Source organism: Chitinophaga sp. 22308 (assembly GCF_052045305.1).
GTDB lineage: Bacteria > Bacteroidota > Bacteroidia > Chitinophagales > Chitinophagaceae > Chitinophaga > Chitinophaga varians_A.
The window spans coordinates 899987-926510 of the sequence record NZ_JBQEOP010000003.1; the positions used below are offsets into that span (position 1 = coordinate 899987).

17 protein-coding genes are annotated in these 26524 nt (G+C 50.5%); 6 read left to right on the plus strand and 11 right to left on the minus strand.

Annotated features, from left to right (window positions below):
• Positions 1-87 precede the first annotated feature (87 nt).
• The 5 genes from ACTJJS_RS15530 to ACTJJS_RS15550 all read left to right on the plus strand — a co-directional run bounded on the left by ACTJJS_RS15530 (position 88) and on the right by ACTJJS_RS15550 (position 8694).
• Complete coding sequence (locus ACTJJS_RS15530; RefSeq protein ID WP_440664374.1) at positions 88-1068, plus strand: FecR family protein; 981 nt, start codon at positions 88-90, stop codon at positions 1066-1068.
• A gap of 253 nt (positions 1069-1321) precedes the next feature.
• A complete protein-coding gene (locus ACTJJS_RS15535) occupies positions 1322-4591 on the plus strand; it encodes a TonB-dependent receptor (RefSeq protein ID WP_440664375.1) in 3270 nt (1089 codons plus the stop codon).
• 9 nt (positions 4592-4600) lie between these two features.
• Positions 4601-6244, plus strand: a complete 1644-nt coding sequence (locus tag ACTJJS_RS15540; RefSeq protein WP_440664376.1) for a RagB/SusD family nutrient uptake outer membrane protein — start codon at positions 4601-4603, stop codon at positions 6242-6244.
• 30 nt (positions 6245-6274) lie between these two features.
• Entirely contained in the window at positions 6275-7555 is a 1281-nt protein-coding gene (locus ACTJJS_RS15545; protein ID WP_440664377.1) for an IPT/TIG domain-containing protein, read from the plus strand.
• A gap of 2 nt (positions 7556-7557) precedes the next feature.
• On the plus strand, positions 7558-8694 hold the full coding sequence (locus ACTJJS_RS15550) for a family 20 glycosylhydrolase (protein WP_440664378.1): 1137 nt from the start codon (positions 7558-7560) through the stop codon (positions 8692-8694).
• Positions 8695-8752: 58 nt separating this feature from the next.
• Here the strand turns inward: ACTJJS_RS15550 and ACTJJS_RS15555 are convergent, their stop codons facing one another.
• From ACTJJS_RS15555 to ACTJJS_RS15570, 4 genes are all read right to left on the minus strand, one after another.
• A complete protein-coding gene (locus ACTJJS_RS15555; RefSeq protein ID WP_168870759.1) occupies positions 8753-9046 on the minus strand; it encodes a DUF1330 domain-containing protein in 294 nt (97 codons plus the stop codon).
• A 12-nt stretch (positions 9047-9058) separates the two neighbouring features.
• Positions 9059-9466, minus strand: coding sequence for a DinB family protein (locus ACTJJS_RS15560; RefSeq protein WP_440664379.1), 408 nt, complete (start codon positions 9464-9466; stop codon positions 9059-9061).
• A 73-nt stretch (positions 9467-9539) separates the two neighbouring features.
• On the minus strand, positions 9540-10376 hold the full coding sequence (locus tag ACTJJS_RS15565) for a helix-turn-helix domain-containing protein (protein WP_440664380.1): 837 nt from the start codon (positions 10374-10376) through the stop codon (positions 9540-9542).
• Between the two features lie 121 nt (positions 10377-10497).
• Entirely contained in the window at positions 10498-10854 is a 357-nt protein-coding gene (locus ACTJJS_RS15570) for a hypothetical protein (RefSeq protein ID WP_440664381.1), read from the minus strand.
• 394 nt (positions 10855-11248) lie between these two features.
• Here ACTJJS_RS15570 and ACTJJS_RS15575 point away from each other — a divergent pair, with 394 nt between their 5' ends.
• Positions 11249-15133 carry a glycosyl hydrolase family 18 protein gene (locus tag ACTJJS_RS15575; protein WP_440664382.1) on the plus strand — a complete coding sequence of 1295 codons (3885 nt, stop codon included), beginning with the start codon at positions 11249-11251 and terminating at the stop codon, positions 15131-15133.
• Positions 15134-15237: 104 nt separating this feature from the next.
• Here ACTJJS_RS15575 and ACTJJS_RS15580 read toward each other — a convergent pair whose 3' ends face one another.
• The 7 genes from ACTJJS_RS15580 to ACTJJS_RS15610 all read right to left on the minus strand — a co-directional run bounded on the left by ACTJJS_RS15580 (position 15238) and on the right by ACTJJS_RS15610 (position 26316).
• On the minus strand, positions 15238-17697 hold the full coding sequence (locus tag ACTJJS_RS15580; RefSeq protein WP_440664383.1) for a glycoside hydrolase family 31 protein: 2460 nt from the start codon (positions 17695-17697) through the stop codon (positions 15238-15240).
• 141 nt (positions 17698-17838) lie between these two features.
• Complete coding sequence (locus tag ACTJJS_RS15585; RefSeq protein WP_168870753.1) at positions 17839-19389, minus strand: RagB/SusD family nutrient uptake outer membrane protein; 1551 nt, start codon at positions 19387-19389, stop codon at positions 17839-17841.
• 24 nt (positions 19390-19413) lie between these two features.
• Positions 19414-22368: a SusC/RagA family TonB-linked outer membrane protein gene (locus tag ACTJJS_RS15590; protein WP_440664384.1), complete on the minus strand. Its 2955-nt coding sequence runs from the start codon at positions 22366-22368 to the stop codon at positions 19414-19416.
• 369 nt (positions 22369-22737) lie between these two features.
• Positions 22738-24339 carry a DUF6377 domain-containing protein gene (locus ACTJJS_RS15595; RefSeq protein ID WP_440664385.1) on the minus strand — a complete coding sequence of 534 codons (1602 nt, stop codon included), beginning with the start codon at positions 24337-24339 and terminating at the stop codon, positions 22738-22740.
• 62 nt (positions 24340-24401) lie between these two features.
• Positions 24402-24851 carry a copper resistance protein NlpE gene (locus ACTJJS_RS15600; protein WP_440664386.1) on the minus strand — a complete coding sequence of 150 codons (450 nt, stop codon included), beginning with the start codon at positions 24849-24851 and terminating at the stop codon, positions 24402-24404.
• Positions 24852-24910: 59 nt separating this feature from the next.
• Entirely contained in the window at positions 24911-26062 is a 1152-nt protein-coding gene (locus ACTJJS_RS15605) for an esterase-like activity of phytase family protein (RefSeq protein ID WP_440664387.1), read from the minus strand.
• Positions 26063-26163: 101 nt separating this feature from the next.
• Complete coding sequence (locus tag ACTJJS_RS15610) at positions 26164-26316, minus strand: lmo0937 family membrane protein (protein WP_168870749.1); 153 nt, start codon at positions 26314-26316, stop codon at positions 26164-26166.
• Positions 26317-26524 lie beyond the last annotated feature (208 nt).

The following is a 26524-nucleotide window of genomic DNA, read 5'->3' on the forward strand; positions in this document are numbered from 1 at the left end:
AAAAATAAAAGCGATGTTGATAGTATCTCCCTAAAAAAGAAAAAAGAAGGGGTAGGGTAGGTAAAAAGTTATGTGTCTTATATAGACATGCAACCAGATACAACCGATCGGCAGCTGCTGGAGCTGCTGGACAAATACCTGAAGGGGGACTGTACGGAACAGGAACGGCAACTGCTGGAGTCCTGGTACGAAGCTTATGAATCCCGGCTGGCGAACGATGGCCCTGCTGAGCTGCCGGCGCTGTACGACCATATGGTGGTCCGGTTGCAGGCTGAAGAGGAATGGGCAGTGCCGGTTAAAAAGATGCGTAGCTGGTGGAAAGTGGCGGCCGCAGTACTGGTATTGATTGCCGGTACGCTGCTGGTGTGGGTTTTAAGCTCTTCCCGGATGGAAGAAGTACGTACCCTGGCGGGACATCACCGGAAGGTGACCCTCCCCGATGGCACGCTGGTATGGCTCAATGTCAGCAGCAGCCTTAAATACAGTACCGGTATGAAAAACGGTAAGCGCGACGTGTACCTGGAAGGGGAAGGTTATTTCAATGTGGCTACCAGCGACCGCTACCCTTTTATCATTCATACAAAAGATATCACGGTAAAAGTGCTGGGTACCCGTTTCAACCTGAAAGCCTATACGGGCGAATCGCTGGAGACCTCCCTCCTACAGGGAAAAGTGGCGGTAAGCCTGAACAACCAGCCAGAGAAATCATTACAACTGTCACCACAATATAAACTGACACTTACCCGCAAAGAGACCGCTGAACAGGCCCCCGGGGAGGACTGGGGCGAATTTATAGCAGAAGTGCTGCCCATACAACGAGAAGGCGAAACCGAAACACTCTGGCAGAAAGATAAAATGGAATTCCACGACAAACCATTTTCCGAGCTGGCCAGGATTATGGAAAGATGGTACGGCAAAACCATCCTTATTAAAGACACATCGCTCAACAGCAACCGGTTCAACGGTACCTTCCGCAGGGAAGACATCAACCGGGCGCTGAAAGCCTTACAAATCACTGCTGACTTTAACTATAAAATCAAGGGAGATACAGTAATCATTTATAAATAATCAACCAAAAGAACAGAACAATGCAAACATCCAGGACTATTCCACTGCCGGGCTAGAGCCCCCTGTACATCAATAAAAAAGGGAAGTGCTGCTACACTCCCCCTTTTGCCGTCAAACATGGAATGAAACAACAATTTCCGTGCGGGAAGTCATGTGTTTCAAATTGCCTAACATTCAAACCAAATGTATGAAAAAAAAGCTGTGTCCACAACCAGCCATTCCCCGGTCTTTATTGAGAAAAACACTATTGTGTATGAAGCTTTGCCTGTTACTGATGACTGCTTTTGTCCTGCAATTGCGTGCCGCAGTTTATTCACAAACCCGTTTTTCCATCAACAGCAAACAGATGGAAATGCGACGGCTGCTCGAATGGATTGAAACAAAAAGCAGCTACCGCTTTCTCTATAATTTTAAAACGTTTCCCGCTACCGACAAGGTAGATGTGAACTTCGACAACGCTACGCTGCCGGCCATTCTCGACAAAGTGCTGCAACAAACTTATACCTACCGGATATTGGAGGATAACCTGGTGGTCATCTCCCCCGCCGAAAAACGGCAGGACATTACCGTAAAAGGTAAGGTGGTGGGCAATAACGGCATCGAGCTGATAGGAGTAAGCGTACAGCTGAAAGGCACCAGCCGTGGTACCGCCACCGACGAACACGGCGACTTCTCCATCAACGCGCCCGCGAATGGAACATTGCTTATCTCCTATGTGGGATACGCTTCCCAGGAAGTCCCCGTCAATGGTAAAACGCAGCTAAGCACCATCACGCTCAAAGCTTCCGATGCCGGTCTTAATGAAGTCGTGGTGCTGGGCTACGGCCAGAAACAAATACGCCAGAGCGTTACCGGGGCGGTGAGCAGCATACAGACAAAAGAACTGAAACAAAGCCCGGTGGCCAACCTGACCAATGCGCTCGCCGGCCGCCTGCCAGGGCTCATTACAGCGCAACGCTCCGGCCGCCCCGGTTCTGATTATTCACAACTGTTTATCCGCGGCATCAACACTACAGGCTCTACGAATCCGCTGATTGTTATCGATGGTCTGCCTCGCGGCAACGCTGATCTTGGCCAGCTGGACGCGAATGAAATAGAATCCGTTACCATCCTGAAAGATGCTGCTTCTACAGCTTTATACGGTATACAAGGCGCCAATGGCATTGTGCTGGTGACCACCAAGCGCGGCCAGGACGGTCCGCCCAACATACAAATCAACGGACAATACGCGCTGCAACAGCCAACCACTTTCCCCCGCTTCCTCGACTCCTACCGCTCCGGCCTCCTCCAGAATGAAGCGGCCAAAAATGATGGCATGCAGCCGGTATGGACAGAACGACAGCTGGAATATTTCCGTACCGGCCTCAAGCCCTATGATTATCCCAATACTGACTGGTACAACGAATTGATCAGGAACTTCTCCCCGCAAAAGACCCTGAATATGAACATCAGCGGCGGTTCCAAATATGTACGGTACTTCGTTTCCGGCTCTTACCTGCGCCAGGAGCCGCTCTACAAACATGCCAATGAAAATATTTATGATATCAAATACAAATACGACCGCTTTAACTTCCGTTCCAATGTAGATATCACGCTGGATAAAAACACCGATCTGCAGGTAGACCTGGCCTCCCGGCTGGAGAACCGCACTGGTCCATCATCCGACAGGGCCGATTTTGAATTCCTCTGGGTAGTGCTGTCGCAGATGACAAATAACCTGACGCCGGTTAAAAATCCCGACGGCAGTGTGGCCTCGGGCAATATGCGGGAGGACTTCTATAATCCTTATGGCCTGCTCACCCGCAACGGTTATCTCGACGCCTACTGGCACAGCACCAACGGCAGCGTGGCACTCACCCGCAAACTGGACTTCATTACGCCCGGCCTCAAAGTAAAAGGCCTCTTCACCTTCGAAAACTATGGTACAATCAACGTAGCGTTTGATCAGGAGTTTGACTCTTACCGCTATAAATCAGTTCCCGGCACCAGCGGCGGTATTTACACCCGGCACCGCACGGCCACCAGCCTGCAACGCTCCGGCGCCACCAGCGGGGAACGGTACTACTATTACGATGTGAAACTGATGTATGACCGCGATTTCGCCAAACACTCACTGGGCGGCCTGTTGCTGTTCAACCGCAACTATCGTTCGCAGTCCGGCGACCTGCCACGGGTATACGAAGGTTATGTAGGCCGCCTTTCCTACAACTACGATAAAAAATACTACCTCGAATTCAATGCCGGTTACAATGGCTCTGAGAACTTCCCTCCCGGCCGCCGCTATGGCTTCTTCCCTGCGGTATCCGCTGCATGGATGATCAGCAACGAGCGTTTTATGCCTAAAGACGGCGCGCTCAGCTATCTGAAACTGCGTTTCTCCCACGGTTATGTGGGCAATGATCAGGTGGGCAACGGCCGCTGGCTGTATATCTCTGATTTTGCCAAAACCGATGGTTTTACTTTCGGCAGCGTAGCTTCCGGTGTGGGCGGGTATGTGGAAAACAGGATCGGTAATACGGCCATCACCTGGGAAAAGGCTTCCAAAACAGATCTTGGCATAGAAACAGGCTTCCTGAAAGACAAAATAAAACTGAACGTCGATCTGTTCCGCGAGCTGCGCAGCGATATCCTGACGCAGGCAGGCTCCATACCCGGATACCTGGGCATTACGGCTGCGCTGAACCGCAACCTGGGCCGCGTGTTGAACAGAGGCGTGGAAGTGGAGCTGAATGTGAATACCAACGTTGGCAAAGTGGGCGTCTTTGCGAAGGCCAACTATCAATATGTAAAAAACAGGATACTGGAGATGGACGAGCCCAAGCTGGCTTACGCCTATCAAAGCCAGGTAGGCAATCCTATTGGCTACGGGCTGGGATATATTGCAGAAGGCCTCTTCCAGAGCAAAGACGAAATTGCCAAAAGCCCGAAACAAACGTTTGCTCCTTTAATTCCGGGAGATATTAAATACAAAGACATCGACGGAAACGGTGTTATAAACGAAGCAGACCGTGTGATGCTGCCCATGCTGAACGTGCCGACAGGATACTTCGGCGTTACCCTGGGAGTTGATTACAAAGGCCTCGATGTGAGCGTATTGTTCCAGGGCGCTACCGGCGGCCGCCAGATGTACTCTGCGCAGCTGGTGTACAATTACCGTGAAAGTTACCGCCCTGTCCACGAAGGCCGCTGGACACCGGAAACAGCCGACAAGGCCACTTTTCCCGCGCTGCACCTGGTGGAAAGCAATATGTCCAACAACTTCATCAGCTCTACTTACTGGATCAGGAAAACGGATTATATCAAGCTGAAAAACCTGGAGATAGGCTATCGCCTGCCGCGTGAATGGATGAAAAAAATCAAGCTGAAGACAGCGCGTATATACGTGAACGGTATGAACCTGGTAAGCTGGGACCATGTGAGGGACCTCGGTGTGGACCCCGAAGCCAATACCGCAGACCGCTGGGGATGGCAGCCATATCCCATCATGCGCATCTACAACGCAGGCATTACCATCAACCTTTAAACCACGATCATGAAACTAACAGTGAATATAAGAACAGGTATACTGTCAGCGCTGATACTCTGTATCTGTGCCTGTAAGAAAAACTACCTCGACAGAAAACCCAGTGACCTGATCACGGAGGAAGAGGTGTTTAAAAATATCGAGAATGCAGAACGCTTTGTGAATACCACTTATCAGAGCCTGCCCAATATATTCCAGACAGGATGGCCCCTGAGCAGCGCGACGGACGAAACCAATCAGTCGATTGACAATTCCAGCGCAGACGCAGGGAGTTTTAACACCGGTTCCATGAGCCCGTCCAATTTTCCGCTAAGCTGGCAGTGGAACGAGTACTACGGAAAAATACGTGCCTGCAATATCTTTCTGAAGAACTACGATAAAGTGCCTAATGACCCCAATTATCCCGACCGCCGTTCCCGGCTAAAAGGTGAAATACTGGTGCTGCGTGCCTTTTATTATTTCCAGCTCGTGGTCCGCTGGGGAGAAGTGCCGCTGCTGCAACAGGTAGAAAACCCTTTCGATAATCCGGAAGGCATCTATTTTAAACGTAACAGTATCGCCGATGTGCTGGGAGCGGTTATTAAGGATCTGGATGAAGCCGCGTCATTGTTGCCTCCCACCTATGCAGAACGTCCCGGTAACTGGGGACGAGCATCGAGGGTGATCGCGCTGTCGCTGAAAGGCCGCGCCCTGTTATACTTCGCAAGCCCGTTGTACAATCCTGCCAATGACCAGAACCGCTGGACGCAGGCCGCCAATGCCTGTAAAGCCGCACTGGACTCAGCCCTCACCAACGGCTATACGTTGAATGATAATTACGGTGAGATTTTCACCCAGTATTTCAACAAAGAAGTGATCTGGAGCAGGCCCGCACCCGGTGCATTTGGCGATGGCGGCATCGACCGGGAAATGAACCCCCGGGGCGCTAACGGTTATGGCAATGTAAACCCCATACAGGAACTGGTGGACGACTATGAAATGAAAAATACGGGACTGCCGATTACTGATCCGGCTTCAGGCTATAACCCTCAGCGCCCCTACGAAGGCCGTGATCCACGCTTTTATGCTACCATTCTGTATCCTGGCTGTATCTGGAAGGGCCGTCCGCTCAACCCCAACAGCGATGACGCTCCCCGCCCAGGCCAGAATGCTACAGGATACTGGCCACGCAAGTACCTGCTGGAAGGGGTGGACCTGTTTTCCAGCACCGGCGCCACTGATCGTAAATGGGTGCTGATCCGCACAGCTGAACTGTACCTCAACTATGCAGAGGCACAGAATGAAGCCACTGGTCCCGGTGCCGACGTGCTCGGCGCACTCAATGCCGTCAGAGGCCGTGCCGGTATCCCTGCTGTCAACAGCGGTACTAAAGCGTCCATCCGCGAGCGTATCCGCCATGAAAGAAGGATAGAGCTGGCGCTGGAAGCCCACCGTTTCTGGGATGTGCGCCGCTGGAAGATCGCGGAAGTCACTGATAACAGAGAAATACATGGCGTAACGATTACCGGCAGTGGTAATGTGACCTACAGCTACCCTGTTGTGGAGAAACGTGTTTTTGATCCCAAACGCGCCTACTGGTTGCCCGTTCCGCAGGCCGAAATGGACAAAGTGAGCGGCCGTAATCCGGAGTTTGTCCAGAACCCGGGCTGGTGATAATGGCTTCATCCCAAAATCTAAAACGACATGAAACACATCCGATATTATTTCCTGCTGCTGCTGAGCATACTGGTATTCAGCAGCTGCCAAAAAGAAGAGACATTTAAACATGATGCCTCCTCTCCGATCGTCATCGATAAATTTACGCCGGCTGCCGGCGGCGCCGGCACGGAAGTGCTGATCTATGGCAGCAATTTCAGTCCGGACACCAGCCGTATAACCGTTACCGTAAATGGCGTAAAAGCTTATGTGGAAGGCGTGGTGGAAGACCGTATCCTGGTTGCGGTGCCCCGTAAAGCCGGTACCGGTAAAATATCGGTTACTATCGACGGGCAGGCAGGCGTCAGCAAAGAAGACTTCAATTATCAGACATCTTACGTGGTGAGCACGCTCGCGGGCAACGGTTCTGCCGGATATGCCGACGGGAAAGGGCTTGCGGCCGCTTTTAATTTCGGTAACCGCTGCGGCCTGGATATCGATGCCGACGGCAACCTCTATGTGGCAGAAGCTGAAAACCGTCGTATCCGTAAAGTAACGCCCGACGGCACTGTTACCACGCTGGCCGGCAGTGGCAAAAATGAATACGCAGAAGGCAAAGGCACGGAAGCCTCATTTTACCTGCCTATGGACGTAGTAGTGGATAAAGACGGCAATATTTTCACTTCCGATCCGGCGGCATGGACGATCCGTAAGATCACCCCCGACGGCACGACATCGCTCCTGGGCTGGTTTGAAGCCTGGGGCATCGGCATCGATAAAAGAGACGGTACACTGTATTACACTGACGGCAAAGGCAGCGGCAGCGTGTATAAAGTAAAGCCAGATGGCAGCGCAGACCAGATCATCACCGGCCTCTCCTATCCTTCTGACGTGGCAGTAGACAGTAAAGGCAACCTGTTTGTAGTGGTGAACGGAAACTCTACTATTCAGGAATACAAATACGGCACCTGGGAAAAAGGCGTTACCATCGGTCAATCCGGTGCAACAGGCCTGGTAAACGGCGCTGCCAGCGACGCCAAATTTGAATACCCCTGGATGATAGCGACAGATACCCATGACAACCTGTATGTGGCCGGCAATGGTACCTGGGACGGATCATCTGTTAATACCAATCAGTGTATCCGCTTCATCGCTGCCGGTACCTGGCAGGTAAGCACCTACACAGGTGGCAGCACCGCCGGTTTTGCAGATGGAACAGGCGCCGCCGCTTTATTTAACGCACCTACCGGCGTAACGGTAGGAAAAGACGGCACCGTATACGTAGTAGACAGAAAAAATAATCGTATCAGAAAAGTAATTGCAGAATAGTTATGGGAAAAAAAGCTTTAAGATGGATGTTGTTATGGGCGGCTGTTATCACCGTCCTGCAACTCAACGCGCAGGACAACCGCTCCTTTAAATGGAATGAACTGCCGGTAAGAGGCCTGATGATGAGTGTACCTGCCAAACAGGATATTCCGCTGTTCTGCGATTTTATCAGAAAAGCGTTGCCCAAAGAAGGGGTTAATACGCTCGCCCTGCGCATTGAATGCTGGTACCAGTATGAAACACACCCGGAGGTAGTGGAACCCAATGCCATCAGTAAAGAGGGGCTGCAGCAGATTGTTCAGGCCTGCCGTGATGCAAAGGTGCGCTTCATTCCCATGATGAACCTGCTGGCCCACCAGAGTGAACAGTCGGAGATAGGGAGACTGTTGAAACAATATCCGCAGTTCGATGAATCGCCGGATTACAATCCGCCGGTGCCCTGGAAAAACGGCGGTATGTTCGACTTCTACAGCAAATGTCTTTGCCCGGCGCATCCCGATCTGCCTAAGCTGCTGTTCCCTATGATGGATGAACTGATTGACGTGTGTGGTGCTGACGCATTGCATGTAGGGCTTGATGAAGCATGGATCATTGGGTATGATAAATGCCCCCGCTGCGGTGGTCGCGACAAATCAGAAATATTGGCCGAATACATCAACCTGTTGCACGCCCATCTCAAACAAAAGGGCTGTGAGATGTGGATGTGGAGCGATCGCCTGATAGATGGTAAAACGACCAACCTGCTGGCCTGGCAGGCAAGTATGAACGATACACATCGCGCTATTGACCGCATCCCGAAAGATATTATGATCTGCGACTGGAAATATGAAAGCGCTCCTCCTACCCCGGCTTATTTTGCTTTGAAAGGATTTAACGTGCTGGCGAGCGCCTGTTCTAAAACGGATGTGGCGCTGGCGCAACTGGACCAGATACTGGCTGGCCGCAAAGACGGTACCCGTGCGGATTTCGCGATGCCTGTAGCGGAGCGTATGAAAGGTGTTTTTGAAACGATGTGGATCAACAGCAAGGATTTTATCAATGCCTATTACGGCAAAGGAGATTATACCTCCGGCGCAAAAGCGAATGCGGATACTTTTAAAGCGTTGTTCAAAGGCATTCGGGATGGCGCCAAACGGTAACCATGTTCATGATATTCGCAAATGCGGGGCGCTCTTCAAAAAGGGCGCCCCGCTTGTATCAGGGGGTGAATGCTTTCACCAATACCATCGTGCAGTTGCGTACTGCCTTTAACCTGATGGCTTTCAGTGGTTGGTAGGCAGGGTCCTGGTAACACTGTAGTGCCGCTTCCTGTGAAGGAAACCGGATGATAGCGTTCATCATGCGGGGAGTGCCTTCCACTGCCATGCCTTCGAGATCTGACGCCACCACCGCGGCTCCGTATTTTTCCAGAAGGGCTATCACGCCTGGCGGATACTGGCTGAAAAGCTCCATGTCAATGATATCGTAGCTGTTAATATAGTATACTGTCATATGAATCGAAGATTAATAGGTGTATTCCGGTGGTGTAACGCCCTGGCAGCGCAGGTAAGTCGTTGCCTGGCCGCGATGGTGCGTAATATGGTCCAGTGTAGCATAGAAACCGTGAATAACGTTTTCATCAGTATCAGTTTTCTCTATACTTTTTTGTAAGATATTGAAGCATTCAGACAGATATTCCTGTGTGGCTGCCGCATCTTTGGTGGCAGCAGGCGGGTTCCAGTCGGCCGGCTTCCGGAGAATATAGTTTTCATTACACCAGGTGATTCCATAGCCAATATGATGCAGTAGGTCATTAAAGCTCCAGGTGGCGGTATCCGGTTTAAAGGCATAGTTGTCTGCCGGCATGGCTGTGGCCACGTTCATCGTGTATTGACGGGCATTCTCCAGCGTGCTTAATAATTGTGCTTTCATAAACATAACAAGTTGTTTGATAGCACAAAACTATGGCAGGCCGTCAGGCCGGATTTAAGAAAAATTGCTCTTTTTACCGCCGCATTTGGGACGGCGCCAGGCCGAATTGTTTTTTATAGGCGGCGGAGAAATGTTCGAGGCTGTTGAAGCCGGTATCAAAGGCGATGTGTGTTACCGGTTGGCTGCTATGGCGTAGCTGGAGATGGGCTTCTTTTAATCTTACCTGTAGCAGGTAGTTATAGGGGGTGATGCCTGTCATCTGTTTGAACAGCCGGTTAAAATGAAAGGGGCTGAGATGTCCGGCTGCAGCCAGTTGTGGGAGGGTAATATCTTCAGAAATATTTTCATTGATAAATGTTTTTACGGAAGATATCACCGGCAGATGATTTCTTTTTTGTCTGTCTGTCAGCGGTGGAATGACTTTGTGCTGCCCGCGGGAAAGGACCAGCGAAAACAGTTCCAGCATCATTTGCTCTACCCACAGGCGGGGAAAATGTGGTTTTTGCAGCAGGTTGAAAATGCGGTGATGCAGGTATTCCATTTCGGGCGTAGCTTTTATCAGTACCGCATGGAGGTCAGGGTTTTTCAGGAACCATGACAGTTCCCGGCCCTGTTCTTCCAATTGATCGACATTAACTGCCGGAAAGGAGAATATCGTGCACTGGTCCGGCATTTCGTGGACATGTCCTACCCGGTGTTCGTATCCGGGCTTACATACGAGGAATAAGCCGTTAAAAGCGTCCAGGTCATTCCGGAACACTTTGAAAACAAAATTCCCCTGTCGGATGAAAGCAATGGAAAACGTATCCTGGTGTTCCCAGGCAGACAGGTTACACTGTTGGCACTGGCACAGAAAGTTATGAACATTGCCGATAGGCGACTGATAAATATTTTGAACGATAGCTTCCATAGTTGCAGTTAGCGGTCTGTTTGCTGTGTTGTTCGATTGTTTACATCGTTGTGTGTGTAACAGCCTGCCTGCAAAAATAAACAATTGATGTCTTTAATAAGGTAGACATTGTTGACAATAACTAAAATGGAATTCCTTCCACAGGAACCGTTACATCGCTTAGAAAATAGGCGTCTTCTATTTCTTCCGGTTCCTCCAGCCAGCGCGGATATTTTTCCGGTGTGTTAAAGTGCTGCTGCAATAACTTCAGCAAATGTTCGGAAGCAATATGAGCTTCTTTCAGGATGGCTTCTTCCTCAGCTTTGCTGAGAAAAGACTTTCGTCCTTTTTTGCCCGCTGCGGGATAATGGCACCTCATTTTGCGGTAAAACGTTGGTTCACTCCAGTTACACGCGGTACATACCATCTGGCGGAACTTTCCACAGAAGATATTAAAAACGGAATAAACGTCTCTGAGTAAGTTAGGATCTGAAGTCATTTTGTTTTTTGTTGTGCGTGAGGGAAAGTAAAATCAGCACTCTGAAAACAACGATCACATGATGCTGAAAGCAAGTTAACCAATCAATACGCAAAGGATTTGCGTGCTCCTGTTTTTTATCATCCATACGGTAAAGGAATCCTTACGATATATAATCCATCCGGCAGCAAATATGCAGCAGTGTCGATGAAAAAAATTTTTTTATCGCATAGTACTTTTTTAAAATTGTGCCGACTCCCCCATCGTGCTGTTTTTGCGTGAAACCCTTAATGTTTTAGTATAGATCTGAAAACCTTACAAACGATAGCCTAGCATTAACCCGAACGCACATGTAATTCCCTTTGAGGTGAGCACTAGTTTTTATTAACCATTATCTTAACAAACAATCATCACTATGACACCAAAGTCTACCAATGGAGGCGCAGCATTCCGCTGTCTTGCATTTGTCTGTTGGCTGTTACTGTCACTATCGCCCGGTACCTTTGCCCAGGTGAGCCCGACTGTTCCTGCCACCACTCAACAACACAACAAACAGGTGATCGGTTACATCACCCAATGGGATGCCTGGAAAAATGTGGCAGGCACTGTTCCCCTGGGCGGTTACAATCACCTGAATGTGGACTATTCCCAGTACACCATTCTGAACTTTTCGTTCTTCGGTGTGGCGAACGACGGATCGCTGCACAGTGGCGACTTCCGCAACAAAAACATCTACCAGGCGGGCGCGGTACAGGCACCTGCACCCCTGGTCAATGAAGACATTTACAGCAGCTGGGACATGTACCTGCTGTATGGCGAACTGGACGTGCTGTACTACATCCCGGACAACAGCTACGCTTACTCTCTCGGCTACCGCAACGGCGGCAGCGGATGGACCAACGTCAACACCGGAAAGTCAGGCAGCTTCCCGCTGTCTGTGCCCAAACAGGGCGGCGCTCCCGGCGTGATAGACCTGGCCCACCAGAAAGGGGTGAAAGTATTGGCTTCCATCGGTGGCTGGAGCATGTGCAAACACTACCCGGAAGTAGCTGCTGACGCTACTAAAAGAGCCAAATTTGTAGCCGGCTGCCAGCAGCTGATCAGCATGGGCTTTGACGGCATCGACTTCGACTGGGAATATCCCAACGATGCAGGGATGAACATTGAACACTACAGCACCGCGGACTATACCAACTTCGCGATACTGCTGGAAGCTGTAAGAGCAGCCATCGGCCCCAATAAACTGATGACCAGCTGCTTCTCCCCCGCACTTGCCAAACTCCCGGGCTTTGACTGGCCGCGCCTCAACAACGTCCTCAATTATTTCAACATGATGACGTACGATTACAACGGCGGATGGTCTAACAAAGCTGGTCACAACTCCCCCCTGTACGAATACCCCGGGCAGGAATTTGCGGGATTCTCGCTCGACGCCACCACCAAAGGGTTGCGCGCTCTCGGCATCAACATGAGCAAAGTGAACCTCGGTGCGCCTTTCTATGGCCGCGGCGTAATCACCACCGGTACCGCCGCCCTGAACGCACCTACCACCAAACGGGCCGAAACCGTGCAGCCTGACGGCCCTATCCAAACCTGCGCAGACTATACCAACTGGGCAAAAGACGTATGGGACGGAACTCCCAACTACAGCTACATCCTCAATACCACCGGCTCCGGCTCCGGCTGGACCGACAACTGGGACGATGTGGCCAAAGCGCCTTACAAAACAAAAGGCAACTTCTTCCTCAGCTATGACAACGAACGTTCTGTTGCGGCCAAAGCGCAGTATATCAAAGACAATGGCCTGGCAGGCGTGATCATCTGGCAGGTATACGGCGATATGACCAACATGACCAGCAGCACTGTGCCTAAAGGAAAACTCATCTATTGCCCCAACACTAAAAATCCGCTGGTAAACAAAATCAATGAAGTGTTTGCCACCGGCGGCAGTGGTACCAATGTGCCTCCTACTGTAAGCATCACATCGCCGGCTAACAATGCCACCTTCACCGCTCCGGCCGGCATTACCATTCAGGCTGCCGCCAGCGATACCGATGGCCAGGTGATCAAAGTAGACTTCTATAATGGCACTACCCTTCTGGCTACCGACAGCGCGGCTCCATACAGCTATGCGTGGAACAACGTGCCGGCCGGCAATTATACCATTAAAGCCATCGCTACAGACAACAAAGGCGCTTCTACCACTTCTTCTTCGGTAAGCGTGGTGGTAAATACTTCCGGTCCCGGCCAGCCCGGCGACTCCGGCAAGGTCATTGTAGGTTACTGGCAGAACTGGGGATCTCCTACGGACGCTTCTCCGTACATCCCTCTCCGTAATATCAATCCCAAATATAATGTGATAGAAATTGCCTTCGCCGTCAGCGGATCTGATCTGGCCACTATTTCCTTTGTGCCGGAAAACGTAACACCGGCGCAGTTCCTGTCAGATGTGCAGTACCTGCAGTCGCAAGGCAAAAAAGTATTGTTGTCGCTGGGAGGCGAAAACGGTTCGCTGAACCTCTCCACCGCTGCGAAGAAACAAGCTTTTGTCACTTCCATGAAAGCACTGCTGGACCAGTACAATTTCGATGGTTTTGACCTGGATATAGAAGGCGGTACCAACCTGCAGCTGGACAATGGCGACAAGGATTTCACCAATCCTACCACAGCCAAGGTACAGAACCTGATCGCAGGCGTAAAAGAAATCATCGCCTATCGCAAAGGCCAGGGCAAAAACTGCTGGCTCACCATGGCGCCGGAAACCTATTATGTACAAACGGCCTATGGCTCTACTTATTCTCCCCTGGTAGGCGCGTATCTGCCTATCATCTACGGACTGCGTAACGAACTCACTTTCATCCAGACGCAATATTATAATACCGGTTCCGTAATGGGCCTCGATAACGGTGTATACAACCAGGGCACTCCTGATTTTATCGTATCGATGTCTGAAATGTTGTTGAAAGGATTCCCTGTATCCGGTACCACACAAACCTTCCCGGCCTTGCGTCCGGACCAGGTGGCCTTCGGTCTTCCTGCTACACCCAGCGCTGCCGGTGGTGGTTATATCGCTCCTGCCAATGTGAAAAAAGCGCTGGACTACCTGATGAAAGGACAGTCCTTCGGAGGTGCTTACCAGCTGCGTAATGCGGCGGGATATCCGGGCCTGCGTGGTATCATGACATGGTCCATTAACTGGGATAAAGCTAATAGCGATGAATTTGCCAATAACTATTACGATTACTTCTTCGGCTCTGCGCCAATCAACAAACCACCGGTGGTGAACATTACATCACCTGCCAACAACGCCACCTACACCGCTCCGGCTACCGTAAATATTCAGGCCGCAGCTTCCGACAGTGATGGTGTGGTAACCCGCGTGGCTTTCTACCAGGGCAACACCCTGCTGGGCGTAGACAGCGTAGCGCCATACGCCTGGACCTGGAACAACGTTGCGGCCGGCAGCTACAGCCTTACCGCTAAAGCTACTGACAACAAAGGGGCTACTACCACTTCTGCCGTGGTGAACATCAGCGTAACTTCAGCGGGCAACAAACCGCCGGTAGTGAGCATTACTTCTCCTGCCAATAACGCTGCCTTCACCGCTCCGGCTACCGTGAACATACAGGCGGCAGCTTCCGATAGCGATGGGGTGATTACCCGCGTTGCCTTCTATCAGGGCACCACCCTGTTGGGCACAGACAGCGTAGCGCCTTACACCTGGACCTGGAGCAATGTGGCGGCCGGCACCTACAGCCTGACTGCCAGGGCAACAGATAACGGTGGCGCCACTACGATTTCCGCTGCCGTAAACATTACCGTAAACGGCGGTAGCAATAACTGTAATGGCATTCCGGCATGGTCCCCTGCGACTGCTTATAACGGCGGCGCACAGGTGGTGTATAACGGTAAAGTATACTCTGCAAAATGGTGGACACAGAACGAACAACCGGATATCAGCACTGGCGATGGCAAACCATGGAAATATGTCCGTGATTGTACCGGTGCGGCAGCAGCCATGGCCGCTTCTCAGCCGGAACAACTGACTGTCTATCCGAACCCGGTAACAGGTAGCAACCTGCAGATACTGGTAGACGCACCTGCCGGTGAGAAACTGCTGGTGGAAGTACTGGACCTGAAAGGAAGCGCTCCTTTATTGCAACAGATACATACCGCCAATGCAAAAGGTAATATACCTTTACGCGTAGATATGTCTAAAGTGCCGAATGGTACCTGGATTATCCGGGTGACAGGCCAGCAAAGCAGGAAAATCTGGCGTAGTAAAGTAGTGAAGCTGTAAAGAAAACCCAATATATAAAAAGCGCAAAGCAGTCCACCGTGGCTGCTTTGCGCTTTTTGCATTTAAAAAGGCCCCCCGGAAAATCCAGGGGGGCCGTTCTTTTCTCATAAACCCACGTTAAGAAGCTCGTTACTGTTGGCAAAGGTGGCCACTTGTACCGGACAGCTTTCAGCCGGTATAAATGATCCCTGCGGATCAAACCGGGATATGGGTGATAAAAAAGAAAAAGGACCTGCGCTGACAGTTGTCGCTTTACCGTTGACGGTTATACGCTGTATGCTGTCAAACCCGTGCAGGATCAGCTTAATGTGATGAAACTGGCTGCCATAATTACCCTGTGGCCTTTGCAGCGTCAGTGTTTGTTGCGCCGGATCATAGGTAATGGCCCTTTCATAGAAATCACCTTTTTCGTACGAGAAGCTTTCGCCGTCATCTTCGTAGTATACGAACGTATTAGGCTGACTGCCTTTATATAGATGAAGGAAAAGCGTATCAGCAGGTTTTTCGCGGGTAGATTGCACCAATGACTGCATGGGCACAATGCTGCTTTCTTTTACATATACCGGTAAGGTTTTGATGTTGAGGGGTGTGATGATATCTTGTCCGCCGGTAGTGACGGCGTCTGTATAGAGATTGTACCATTTCCCTTTAGGGAAATAAATACTGCCAAAATCTTTTGTGCTCTCAAAAGGAGCGATCATATACGCGTCGCCAAACTGGTACTGGTTCTGGAACCGGGTATCGTACACCTGCGGATCGAAAGTGTTTTGAAGTGCCAGCGTGCGCATAACAGGCATGCCTGTACGACTGGCAGCGTACATAGTGCTATAGAGATAGGGCAGCATATGGTAGCGCAGGTTTACATAATTGCGGGTGATTTCCAGGGCTTCCTCGCCGAAAGCCCATGGCTCTGCGGACTTGGTGTTGACGCCGGTATGGTTCCTGAAATAGGGAATGAAGGCACCAATTTGCATCCAGCGGGTATAGAGGCCAACGGAAGGATTGCCGGTGAAGCCGCCCACGTCCATGCCGGCGAAGGGAAAACCGCTGACACCGAGGCTGTTCAGGAGCCGTACGCCCAGCAGCATATGGTCTTCTTCCGCCCGGTTGTCGCCGGTCCAGATGGCGCTGTAGCGCTGACTGCCGGAATAGGCCGCACGGGTGAGGAGGAACGGCCGTTTTTGAAGGGCCTCGCGGGTACCTTCATAACTGGCGCGTACCATTTGCAGGCCGTAAATATTATGCGCCTGCAGATGTGTGGTCGGGTGCCCTTCGTAATCAAAGATCACGTTGTTAGGCATTTTCTGGCCCCATGTGGCAATTTCATTCATGTCGTTCCAGATGCCGCTGACACCGTCACGGATATACGATTTTACCTGGCTTTTCCACCAGCTGCGGCCTTTCTCACTGGTGAAGTCCGGGAAATGGCACCAGCCAGGCCATACCTGTCCGGTGTAGTTTTGGCCGTCGTTGTATTTAATGAAGATATTTTCCTTTTTACCGTTTTCGTAAGCGTGATAACCTTCTTCTACCTTAATGCCGGGATCTACGATAACGGTTACACGAAAACCCATATCTTTTAAGCGGCCGGTAAGCTGTGCCGGATCAGGGAAACGGTCTTTATTCCAGGTGAACAGTTTGTAGGCATCCATATAGTGGATATCGAGGGTGATGCCATCGGCCGGGATTTTCTTTTCCCGTAAAGTTTGAGCGATCCGGTATACTTCAGTGTCAGGATAATAGCTGTAGCGGTTCTGCTGATAGCCGAGGCTCCACAACGGAGGCATGGGCATACGCCCGGTGAGGCTGGTATAAGACCGGATGATGTCTGCCATCTGCGGATGATAGATGAAATAGTAATTCATTTCTCCTCCCCTTGCACCGAGGGAAGAGAAACGATTGTTGCTGGCACCAAAGTTAAAATCGCTCTGATAGCTGTTATCGAAGAAGATGCCGTAGTTCTGCTGGTGATGAATACCGATATAAAAAGGAATGGTGGCATAGATGGGGTCCCGGTTAGTAGCATAGCCAAACACGTCGGAGTTCCAGTTCGTATAGCCTTCCCCTTTACGGTCCAGGTTGCCGGTCTTTTCACCCAGTCCGATAAACCGTTCGTTTTCCTGCATTTTTTTGTAAGTCGTCACCTCGTCGCCGATCCAGGAGGTACCGAGGCCGGCTTCATCTTCGCTGATCACATCGCCCGAAGGGCTGAAAAAGCTGACCGCAAAAGGGGCTTTCTGAATCCGCATTTTTAGGGAATCAGTTACAATATTGATTTCACTATTGTTTTGGGTGATTTGTGCTTTTACAGGTAATGGTTTTGCTATTACGGCGTAAGAAAAGTCCGCTGGCAGCGGGCGCTTGTCCATTCTTACCCGGATAATGGACGGGCTGTATACAGTGACCTCCGCAAAAGCATTGGTCGTTTTTATTTTTACCTGTTGACCGGAAATGCTGACGCTATTGACATTTCCTGCCGGCACCACCTGTGATTGAGCGGTAATCGGGAGGCGTATCAGCAATAATAACAGCAGCGAAAAAGCCGGTAGCGGAATTTTATTCATGGGATGATGATTTGATGAAAAAACCTCCCCCGGACGCCTGATGAGACCAGGCGCAGCAGCGGGTAACAGGTAAAAATAGCCGGAGGATATACCGGGAACAGTGCCGCTCAGGGCACTATTCCCGGTAATGGAAAATATGGTTTAGTAACCCGGGTTTTGTGTCAGGTTTTTGTTGACAGCAAGATCGCTGGTAGGAATCGGGAACAGCAGGTTCCTTGGGTTATCAACAGGTTTCAGTTGCCATGGCTGCAGGAACTTGCCAAAACGGATCAAGTCCTGTCTTCTCCAGCCTTCCCAGTAGAGCTCGCGTCCTCTTTCATCCAGCAGGGAGTTCACGTCCAGCGCGCCCAGCGGGCTGGCGCCACGGGCGAGCCGTATTTCGTTTACCAGTGCCAGTGCGCCGGCAGCATTACCGGTACGGAGCAGTGCTTCAGCTTTCATGAGCAGCACGTCTGCATAGCGGAAGAAAACATAGTCGTTGCTGGCTTCGTTGTTGTCCTTGGAGTTCTGGGAGGTAAAGAAGTCCGGGATATATTTAATAACGCGGATACCGGTTACTTCCAGATTGGCGCCGGACTCTTTGAGCTGCACATCACGGGTGAAGGCCAGCGGATTGCCTTTACGGTCTTTCAGCGGATTATGGTTTACATCATATTGCTGGCCGATGAGGAAACCGGCGAGCATGCCGCAGGTATCGGTAAGGCCGGTATAGGCGCCGCCTCTCCTTCTGTCTGTTGCTTCAAACTTGTCATAAAAATCAGAGAGCGTGGTAAAGCCGTTCCAGCCGCTGGGCGTCATGTTGTAGTGAACGGTGAATTTCCAGCGGGCATAGGTAGCGTTACCCTGACGTACGGTGCTGAAGCCGGGGCCATTTTGCTGTGTGAAGATATTTTCAGTGGACTTCACATCGTTGTCGCGGGCGAAGTTATCGAAGTAGTCGGACGCCAGTTTGTAGGCGCCGGTGGCTTTGATCTGATCGGCGAGCGTGATCACCTGTTGCATATCGGCAGCATCAAAGGTCGGTGCGGCCCTGTTGATAAATGCGCCTTTATTAAGGTAACATTTCATCAGTAAGGCGCGGGCGGCATCCTGGTTGGCCACATAGGCGGCTGTTGCAGGGCGTGCGCCCAGATCAGGAAGGATGGCGTTCAGCTCGGAGATGATATAATCCAGCGCTTCCTGTGTTTTCAGCACTTTAGGCGCGTTCAGCAAGGTGTCTGTAGGATTCCTGAAAGGAACCTGCCCCCAGAGGTCCACTACGGTGAACATGGAGAGGGCCCGGAGGAAGCGGGCCTGTGCGGCCTGGTTCTTACTGGGTTTGAAATTGAGCACATTGCTGGCGCTGAACTGAAGTGTCAGCAGATTGGTAAAGGCACGTTGTATGTGCGCGTGGTCTGCGTTCCAGGTATGTTCATGCAGGGAGCGCCATACACCGTTATCGTCCCAGTCGCCGCCACGGGTGGGGCCTAAGGTTTCGTCTGTTGACATCTGCGAGAGTCCCCAGCTGTTATCGAATTCCTGGTATGGCAGCTGCATGTTGTCATAAGCACCTTTTAGCAGGGCCGGTACTTTGATCACAGAGTCGGCATCTTTCCGGGTAATGGTGGAGCCGAGCTGTTCATTGAGCCCGCAGGCCTGAAAGCCTACGACAGAGGCGATTACGATAGCGGATCGGAAAATATGTTTAGTCATGATAGCAGTTTTTAGGTGAATGGTTTACAAGGAAAACAGGATGCCGAGCATGACCGTTCTGGCTGTTGGGTACGGACCGTACTCGATGCCAAAGGAGGTCACTCCATTCACGTTTTTATCGGTATTCACCTCAGGATCGAAGCCGCTGTATTTGGTGATCACGAAGAGGTTTTGGCCGGTGGCATACACAGCTGCATTTTTCAGGACGCGGCCTACGTTGCCAATGTTATAGGTAAGCGTCACGTTGTCCAGCTTGAAGAAGTTGCCTTTTTCGAGGTAACGGGAAGACACGGTGATAGGATTGGAAAGTGCTTCGCCGTTGCCCAGTATTGACTTGGCAATGTTGCGGGAGCCAAGGTTGCCGATTGGCAGTACAGTGTTAGCGGTATTGTTGTATACCTCGTGGCCGAACGCGCCGTGGCCGCTGGCTGCCAGTACCCACTTTTTGAATACCACTTCGGTGTTGATACCGAGCAGCACTTTCGGGTTGGGATTGGTGAGGTAATACAGGGTATTGCCATTGTCGGTATATACAGCCTGACCTTTATCATCGAAGCCTTCGAACTTGCGAACGTAGAAGGTGTTCAGCGGATAGCCGTTGGCCAGACGTTGTGCGGTGGCACCGGAAACACCCTGGCCGCTGATGGCGCCAGTGAGCACCGGAGGACCGTCATAGTTTTTCAGTTCGTTATGCAGGAAGGTGCCGTTTACACCTAATGTCCATCTCAGGTCTTTTTTCCGGAGAATGTCTCCTTTGAGGGATACTTCCACCCCGTTGTTGATCACATTGCCTGGCAGGTTGATCCAGTAGGTGGACGCAGGCGCCGGCTGGATGGCGGGGAAGCTGAACAGCAGGTTGCTGGTGTTTTTATAGAAGTAATCCACGCTACCATAGATGCGGTTGTCTACGAGACTGAAGTCCACACCGGCGTTGAACTGTTTGGAGCTTTCCCATTTCAGGTTGGGATTGGCAACGTTGGTGAGAGCGGCGGAACCGGAGGCGCCCAGGCCATATTGTTCCTGTGCCGCGCCGGCAGGGAATTCCTGGTTGCCCGTAGAACCATAACCTACTCTCAGCGCGAGGTTGTTGATGGTTTTATTGCCTTTCAGGAAGTCTTCTCCGGTAATGTTCCATTTGGCGGCGAAAGACGGGAAATAGCCGTATTTGTTGTTGGAACCAAATTTACTGGAGCCGTCGGCCCTCAGGGTACCGGTGAGGATATATTTGTCATAGAGATTGAAGGTCGCTCTTCCAAAGAAGGACTGCAGCTCTGAGCTGGGGTTCCGGAAGGAGCTGATATTTGTATTGGCCTGGGTAGGAGCCTGAAGAATATCAGTATACTTCACAGCGTAGGTAGGAAACCCGGTGGCGCCGAGGCTCATGCCAGCATAGTCAAACTTCTGGTATTCATGGCCCACTACGGCGTTTAAGTTGAAGGCAGAAGTAATCTGTTTGTTGAAGCTCAGGGTGTTGGTCAGCAATTGGGTGGTCAGCTCTGCATTGCCATAGTAGGCCTGCCCCTGTTTCATGATACCAGGGATATTAATGAAGGATGCTACCTGTGTTTCCCTTTTGCCCACCTGATGGTTAATGCTGTACAGGGCACGATATTCCCAGTTGTCATTGAATTTATAGTAGGGAGAAATGCTGGCCAGCACGTAGCTGATGTTTACCTTGTCGTCATATGCTTCGGACATGGCTTCCGGGTTCACGGCGCTGCCCTCCCCCAGGATGTTAAATGATCCGTCGGCATTCCGGATAGGCATGGTCGGGTTCCACTGGAGGGCCATGCTGATAAGGCTACCGGTGAAACCGGCGTCGTTGGTGATGGGGGCCAGCTGTTCAGTGGTTTGGGCGGCCATGATATTATAATCGATACCCAGTTTTTTGCTGTCGAGGAACTTATTCTGACCGTTGAGGGTAGCGGTATATTTTTTCAGGCCCGACTTTTTGACGATACCTTCCTGGTCCTGTACACCGAAGGAAGCACGGTAACGACTTGTTTCATTTCCGCCGCTCATCGCCACATTGATATTATGGGTGATACCAGTGCGGAGGATGGATTTCATCCCATTGGAGCTGCCGCCGTAGTCGCCGCCGGACAGGTTGTAGGTTTTAAGGGCGGCGCGGTATTCGTCGGCGTCCAGTACGTCCAGTTGTTTCATGATGTTGCTGGCGCCCACGGAATAGCCTACATCGAGGCGGGTAGCACCAGGCGTGCCTTTCTTGGTGGTGATGATGATAACGCCGTTGGCGCCGCGGGAGCCATAGATGGCCGTGGCGGAAGCGTCTTTCAGCACGTCCATGGAAGCGATATCGCTGGAATTGATGAAGTTGAGCGGGTTGGCGTCAGGCGTCTGGCCAAGGCCGCTGACATTAATGGCAGGCCGGGCTACACGTCCGTCGAGCGGCACACCGTCTATTACATACAGGGGTTGGTTGCCGGACCTTACGGAAGACACGCCCCTGATGCGTACTGTGGCGGAAGCCCCGGGAGCGCCGCTGTTGTTAAGCACCATCAGGCCGGACACCTTGCCCTGGATCAACTGATCAGGGGCGCTGGTGATACCACGGTTAAAGTCCGCGGCTTTTACCTGGGAGATGGCGCCGGTAATATCTTTTTTGCGGGTGGTGCCGTAACCAACTACCACTACGTCAGTAAGGGTGGTATTTTCGGCTACCAGTTTTACATCTACATGAGTTTTGTTGGCGATACTGACTTCCTGTGCGGTTTGTCCGATAAAGGAAATAATCAGAGTGTTGGCGTTGGCGCCAACAGATACCTTAAAGTTACCTTCAGGATCGGTGGTGGTCCCGCTTTTAGTGCCTTTGATTTGCACGGAAGCACCTGGAATAGGGGAGCCTTTGTCATCTGTAACTTTACCTGTCACGGTCCTGTTCTGGGCCATGAGCAGACCCTGTAACAACATGAAACATGTGCACAGGAAAAGATGCCTGAAAAGTCGTGTTTTCATCATAATGTGGATTTTTGAGCAGTGAATGAACTGTTCTGTTTACCGTGGATTTAAAAACTTAGATTCAATTTGGTTGCTGAATGTAGAGCAGGCTCGACATGCGGAACAACGTGGATTTATAAATTAACTGGTTTACGTGGGCGGCAATGATGCCTTGGTTTATTGGCTTTTTTAAATTCAGATTATTGGTTTATGCTTCCTTTTTGTCAAAGTAAGAAAGCAATGCTCAGGTGAACAACTTATACAGGATAAATATAGAAAATAAAAGGCTATTTTGAACAGGTTGTGGACGTATCTTTTTGATAAGCAATAAAATACAAACAAATATATTTTTTACATATATTGATGGTATTCGCCATTTTTACCCCCTTTTTAAAGGGCTTTAATGGCCATGATCCGGTTTTCAAATTCTTCATTGGGCACCAATGAACGTTTTTTGATTTTGGTCTTATAGGCGTAAATGGTGTTGACGGAATATTCCAGTATCCGGGCAATTTTTTCATTATCAGTGATGCCTATACGAATAAGGGCAAAAATCCGGATGTCCGTATTGAGTAATTCATTTTCCCGAAGGACTACCTGGTTGACCGGTTCAAACAGGTTATTAAATTCTTCCACGAAATGAGGGAATATCTTTAGAAACACCCGGTCAAAAGTGGTGAAAAGGTCTTCCCGTTCCTGCCGGACATTGATATTATTTATAAGATATTTTAACTCACTCGGCTTGTTTTCGGTTAATTTTTGTTCAAGCGTCTGTTTTAATTTTTCAATCTTGCTGATATAGGACGCGTAGATATTAAAACAATAGCCGACGTATTCTTCCTTTATCTTATTGGCTTCCAGTAATTGATTGTTGATTTCCTGTTGTTTAAGATGTGCTGCAGTGATGATCTCCTGGGCGACTTTCAGTTTGCGCACCTGCCTCGTGACTGTGATAGCGAGTATCACCACCGCAATCAGCAGCAATGTCACAATGGATGCGTAGATGAGCAGCGATCTGGTTCTTTCTTCGGCTGTATTGACCCTTTCCTGTTCAATGATAGGTAAAATACTACTAACCTGCACTTTCCGTTGTCTGGCGCCATAGAATGCTGCCTCGGCGACAGCTTTTTCAATGAAGTGCGAGGCGTTTTTGATATCACCTTTTTCAAAAAGCAGGGTGGCCAGGGTATACATGGCCATGGTTTCCTTGGTGGAGGATTTAATATCTGCGATGGCAGAACGGTACATCAGCTCAATAGCTGTATCAGTCTCATGGGCGTGCAGGTATATATACCCCAGCGTACAGGCGGCAACGGCCAGCTGCCGGTAGTTGAGCCCCGGCTGGTTAAGATCTGGGTAACTGTTACGGGCAGCGGCGAGGTTGCCCATCTTGTAATATTGCAGCCCTCTGTTATACTGATATTCGAAAGAAGATGGAGGCAACAGGTGAAGGGCGGAGTCCATATATATACTGCCCTGGTGAATATAGGAAGGTGAATAATACCGGTCCTGGTTATAGTCTGCCAGATCATAGTAGAACCGGCTTTTCATCAGATAATACTGGCTGCGGATACTGTCGGGCATGCCTGTCACATCAAGGCTGTTGAGAAAGGCGGATGTTTCTGTGAACATGCCGGAAGACAACAGGATAAAACCAATTCTGGTGCGGGCATAGGTGAGGCGCTGCTGGTCCTGCATTTCCCCTGCCACCTTTTCCATAAGACGGGCATATACAAAGGCAGAGTCAAAATTGAAAACTTTGTACTGCTCATATAATAGCTGGTATATATGGTAACGGGCGCCCGGGTCGGTGCCGGCATTGGCAAGGGTACGTTTGATACTGTCGATGCCTTTCATTTTCAGGGCGTCATACACAGCTGCATTTTCAATGCTGCGGTTTAACTCCTTCAGCAAACTGTCCTGTGGAGATTTCCCAAACACATACATCTGCAACGTCAACAAAGCCATCAGGCAGCCTAAAATACGCGTCATAATTTTGGAATGATAAAGTCACTGGTCGGAGCTAAATTTAAGCGACTTTTTTGATATATCAGTTATTCACTGACGCGTTTGAGGCTATAGGTCATAGCACCTGGGACAGCCTGTTTGTCCTTGTCCAACTGACGGAGCACATCCCCTGCCCTGCGGAAATAACGTTGAAGGTTCTGGTCTTTGTCCGGGTTAAGCTGTATGATCTCGGCATCTTTGTCTTCTGCGTCGCCATGTAGCACCTTATAGTTGCCCTCACTGTGAAATGTCTGGTCTTTTCCCGCTACTCCCTGGTAGGTTTCCTTGAGTTTGAAGCCCAGCTCCCCGTCGGGGGCGTTCTCCTCAAGGCTAAGGGTGGTAAGGATGCCGCTGCAGTCCGCACAGGGAAGGGTGCCGGTATAGGTGATCCAGACAGGGGAAACGGCACTGCTGTCAGGATGGCCGGCCTGCTGGCCGGAGCGGGTATGCTGACAGGCAAATAAGGCCATGGCAGATAATAACAGGAGGTATTTCATAACGATGAATGATTTTTCCGTATAACAACCAGGGCCGGTATTTAGTTAATGCCCACAGGTCAGGGAATCAGCTCAAAGACAAAAAACTGGCTTTCTTCTGCGGCGGAGAAGTTGTTATCTGCCGCAAACACCAGGCTTTTATGGCCATTGGGCAATACAGGTCCGAAAGTTACGCCTTCAATGTTATCTATATATTTCCCAAGGGAAGCGAAATCAAAAAGTAAGGATTTGGTAACGGTCTTCACACCTGTGGCTGTTTTCAGGGAGCTGATATCACTGATGTCCGTGGCGCCGTGAAGGTCTACCAGGAACACTTTGATGGTACAGTCTTTCACGCCGGAAGAAAAAGAGCGTTCTATGGACAACAGCTGATGATCAGACAACACCAGGATATCGGAGATGCCGTTTACCTTAAATGCATTGGCGGGAATGGCCGGATATGCAACGGGGTCTAAGCGGTAGGCATATTGTGCCACCGGTTGCAGGGTTTTGTTGTCATATTTGATCAGTCGTGTAAGCGCGGTGGTGTCTCCTACATCTGCACGGGGACCGTCTTCGTAGCGGGGTTCTTCCAGGCTGACGAACGTGTGGCGGTAGTCCGGTGTAAAGCCGAGGCCTTCAAAGGCGCCATTACGCCGGGGGCCGTTGTCTGTGGCCTGCATACGGAACTGCGATGGCAGTGCGAAAGAATCCAGGTAGTGACCGTCTATGGATATTTCATATACGCCGGGGTTGGTGAGGATGGTGTCTTTGGTGTTCACAATACGTTCTCCTTCGCTGCTCCATACCAGGCACCCCTTTTGGGAGTTGTAGCGCAACGCTTCAGGATCGGGCGTCAGCGCCGGATTGACTTTTACACCGGGATAAGGTTGCCCGTTCTGTTGCAGCAGCGTTGTCATGCCAGTAAAGCGAACGCTGTCAAATGACTGGGCGGAAAAGTAGAGTTTGGCCGTATAAAAGCGGGCTGGTGCCAGTTCGGAACGGTCGTCACAGATCATATAATACTGCTGCCGTGAAGCGTCGTAATCTATACCGGAGAGCCCGCCGGTAACGGTACCCATAAAAGGCATGTTATGCGGTATGGTCTGCTCCCCGATGAGCCGGAGCCTGCCGAAGCCGGCAGTAACAGATTGGGTGACAGGACGGGTACTGGCGCAACTCGCGCCTAAAGCCACTGCAACAATGGCCAGCAAAAACCGGGATACTTTCATGACGGCAATTTAAGACAAATACGAATTACGGATTACGAATTACAAAATCGGGCTTTTGAAAAGTCATCCTTCGTTATTCGTAATCCGTCATTCGTAAGGTCTTATACCGCTCTGCCGCGAATGATGTTAATTAAGATGGCAATGATAGCTAGTACCAGTAGGGCGTGGATCAGGGCACCGGCAGAATATACAAAGAACCCCAGAACCCACCCGATAACGAGAATGACGGCAATTAGATACAACAGGTTACTCATGTTTTAAGGATTTGGTCCGCCTATTCTGCTAAAAAATATATGCCAACGCTGATAAAGCGCTTATATACAATATATAGGGGGAAGAATAAATGCTGTACAGGTGTGGAATCGCTTCCCCCATACGAAGAAAAAAAAGGACGGGTGAAGGAAAGCCGGATGATTGAAGTATCTGGTAATAAAGGCTGTGCAAAATGGTCGCATTTTTGGG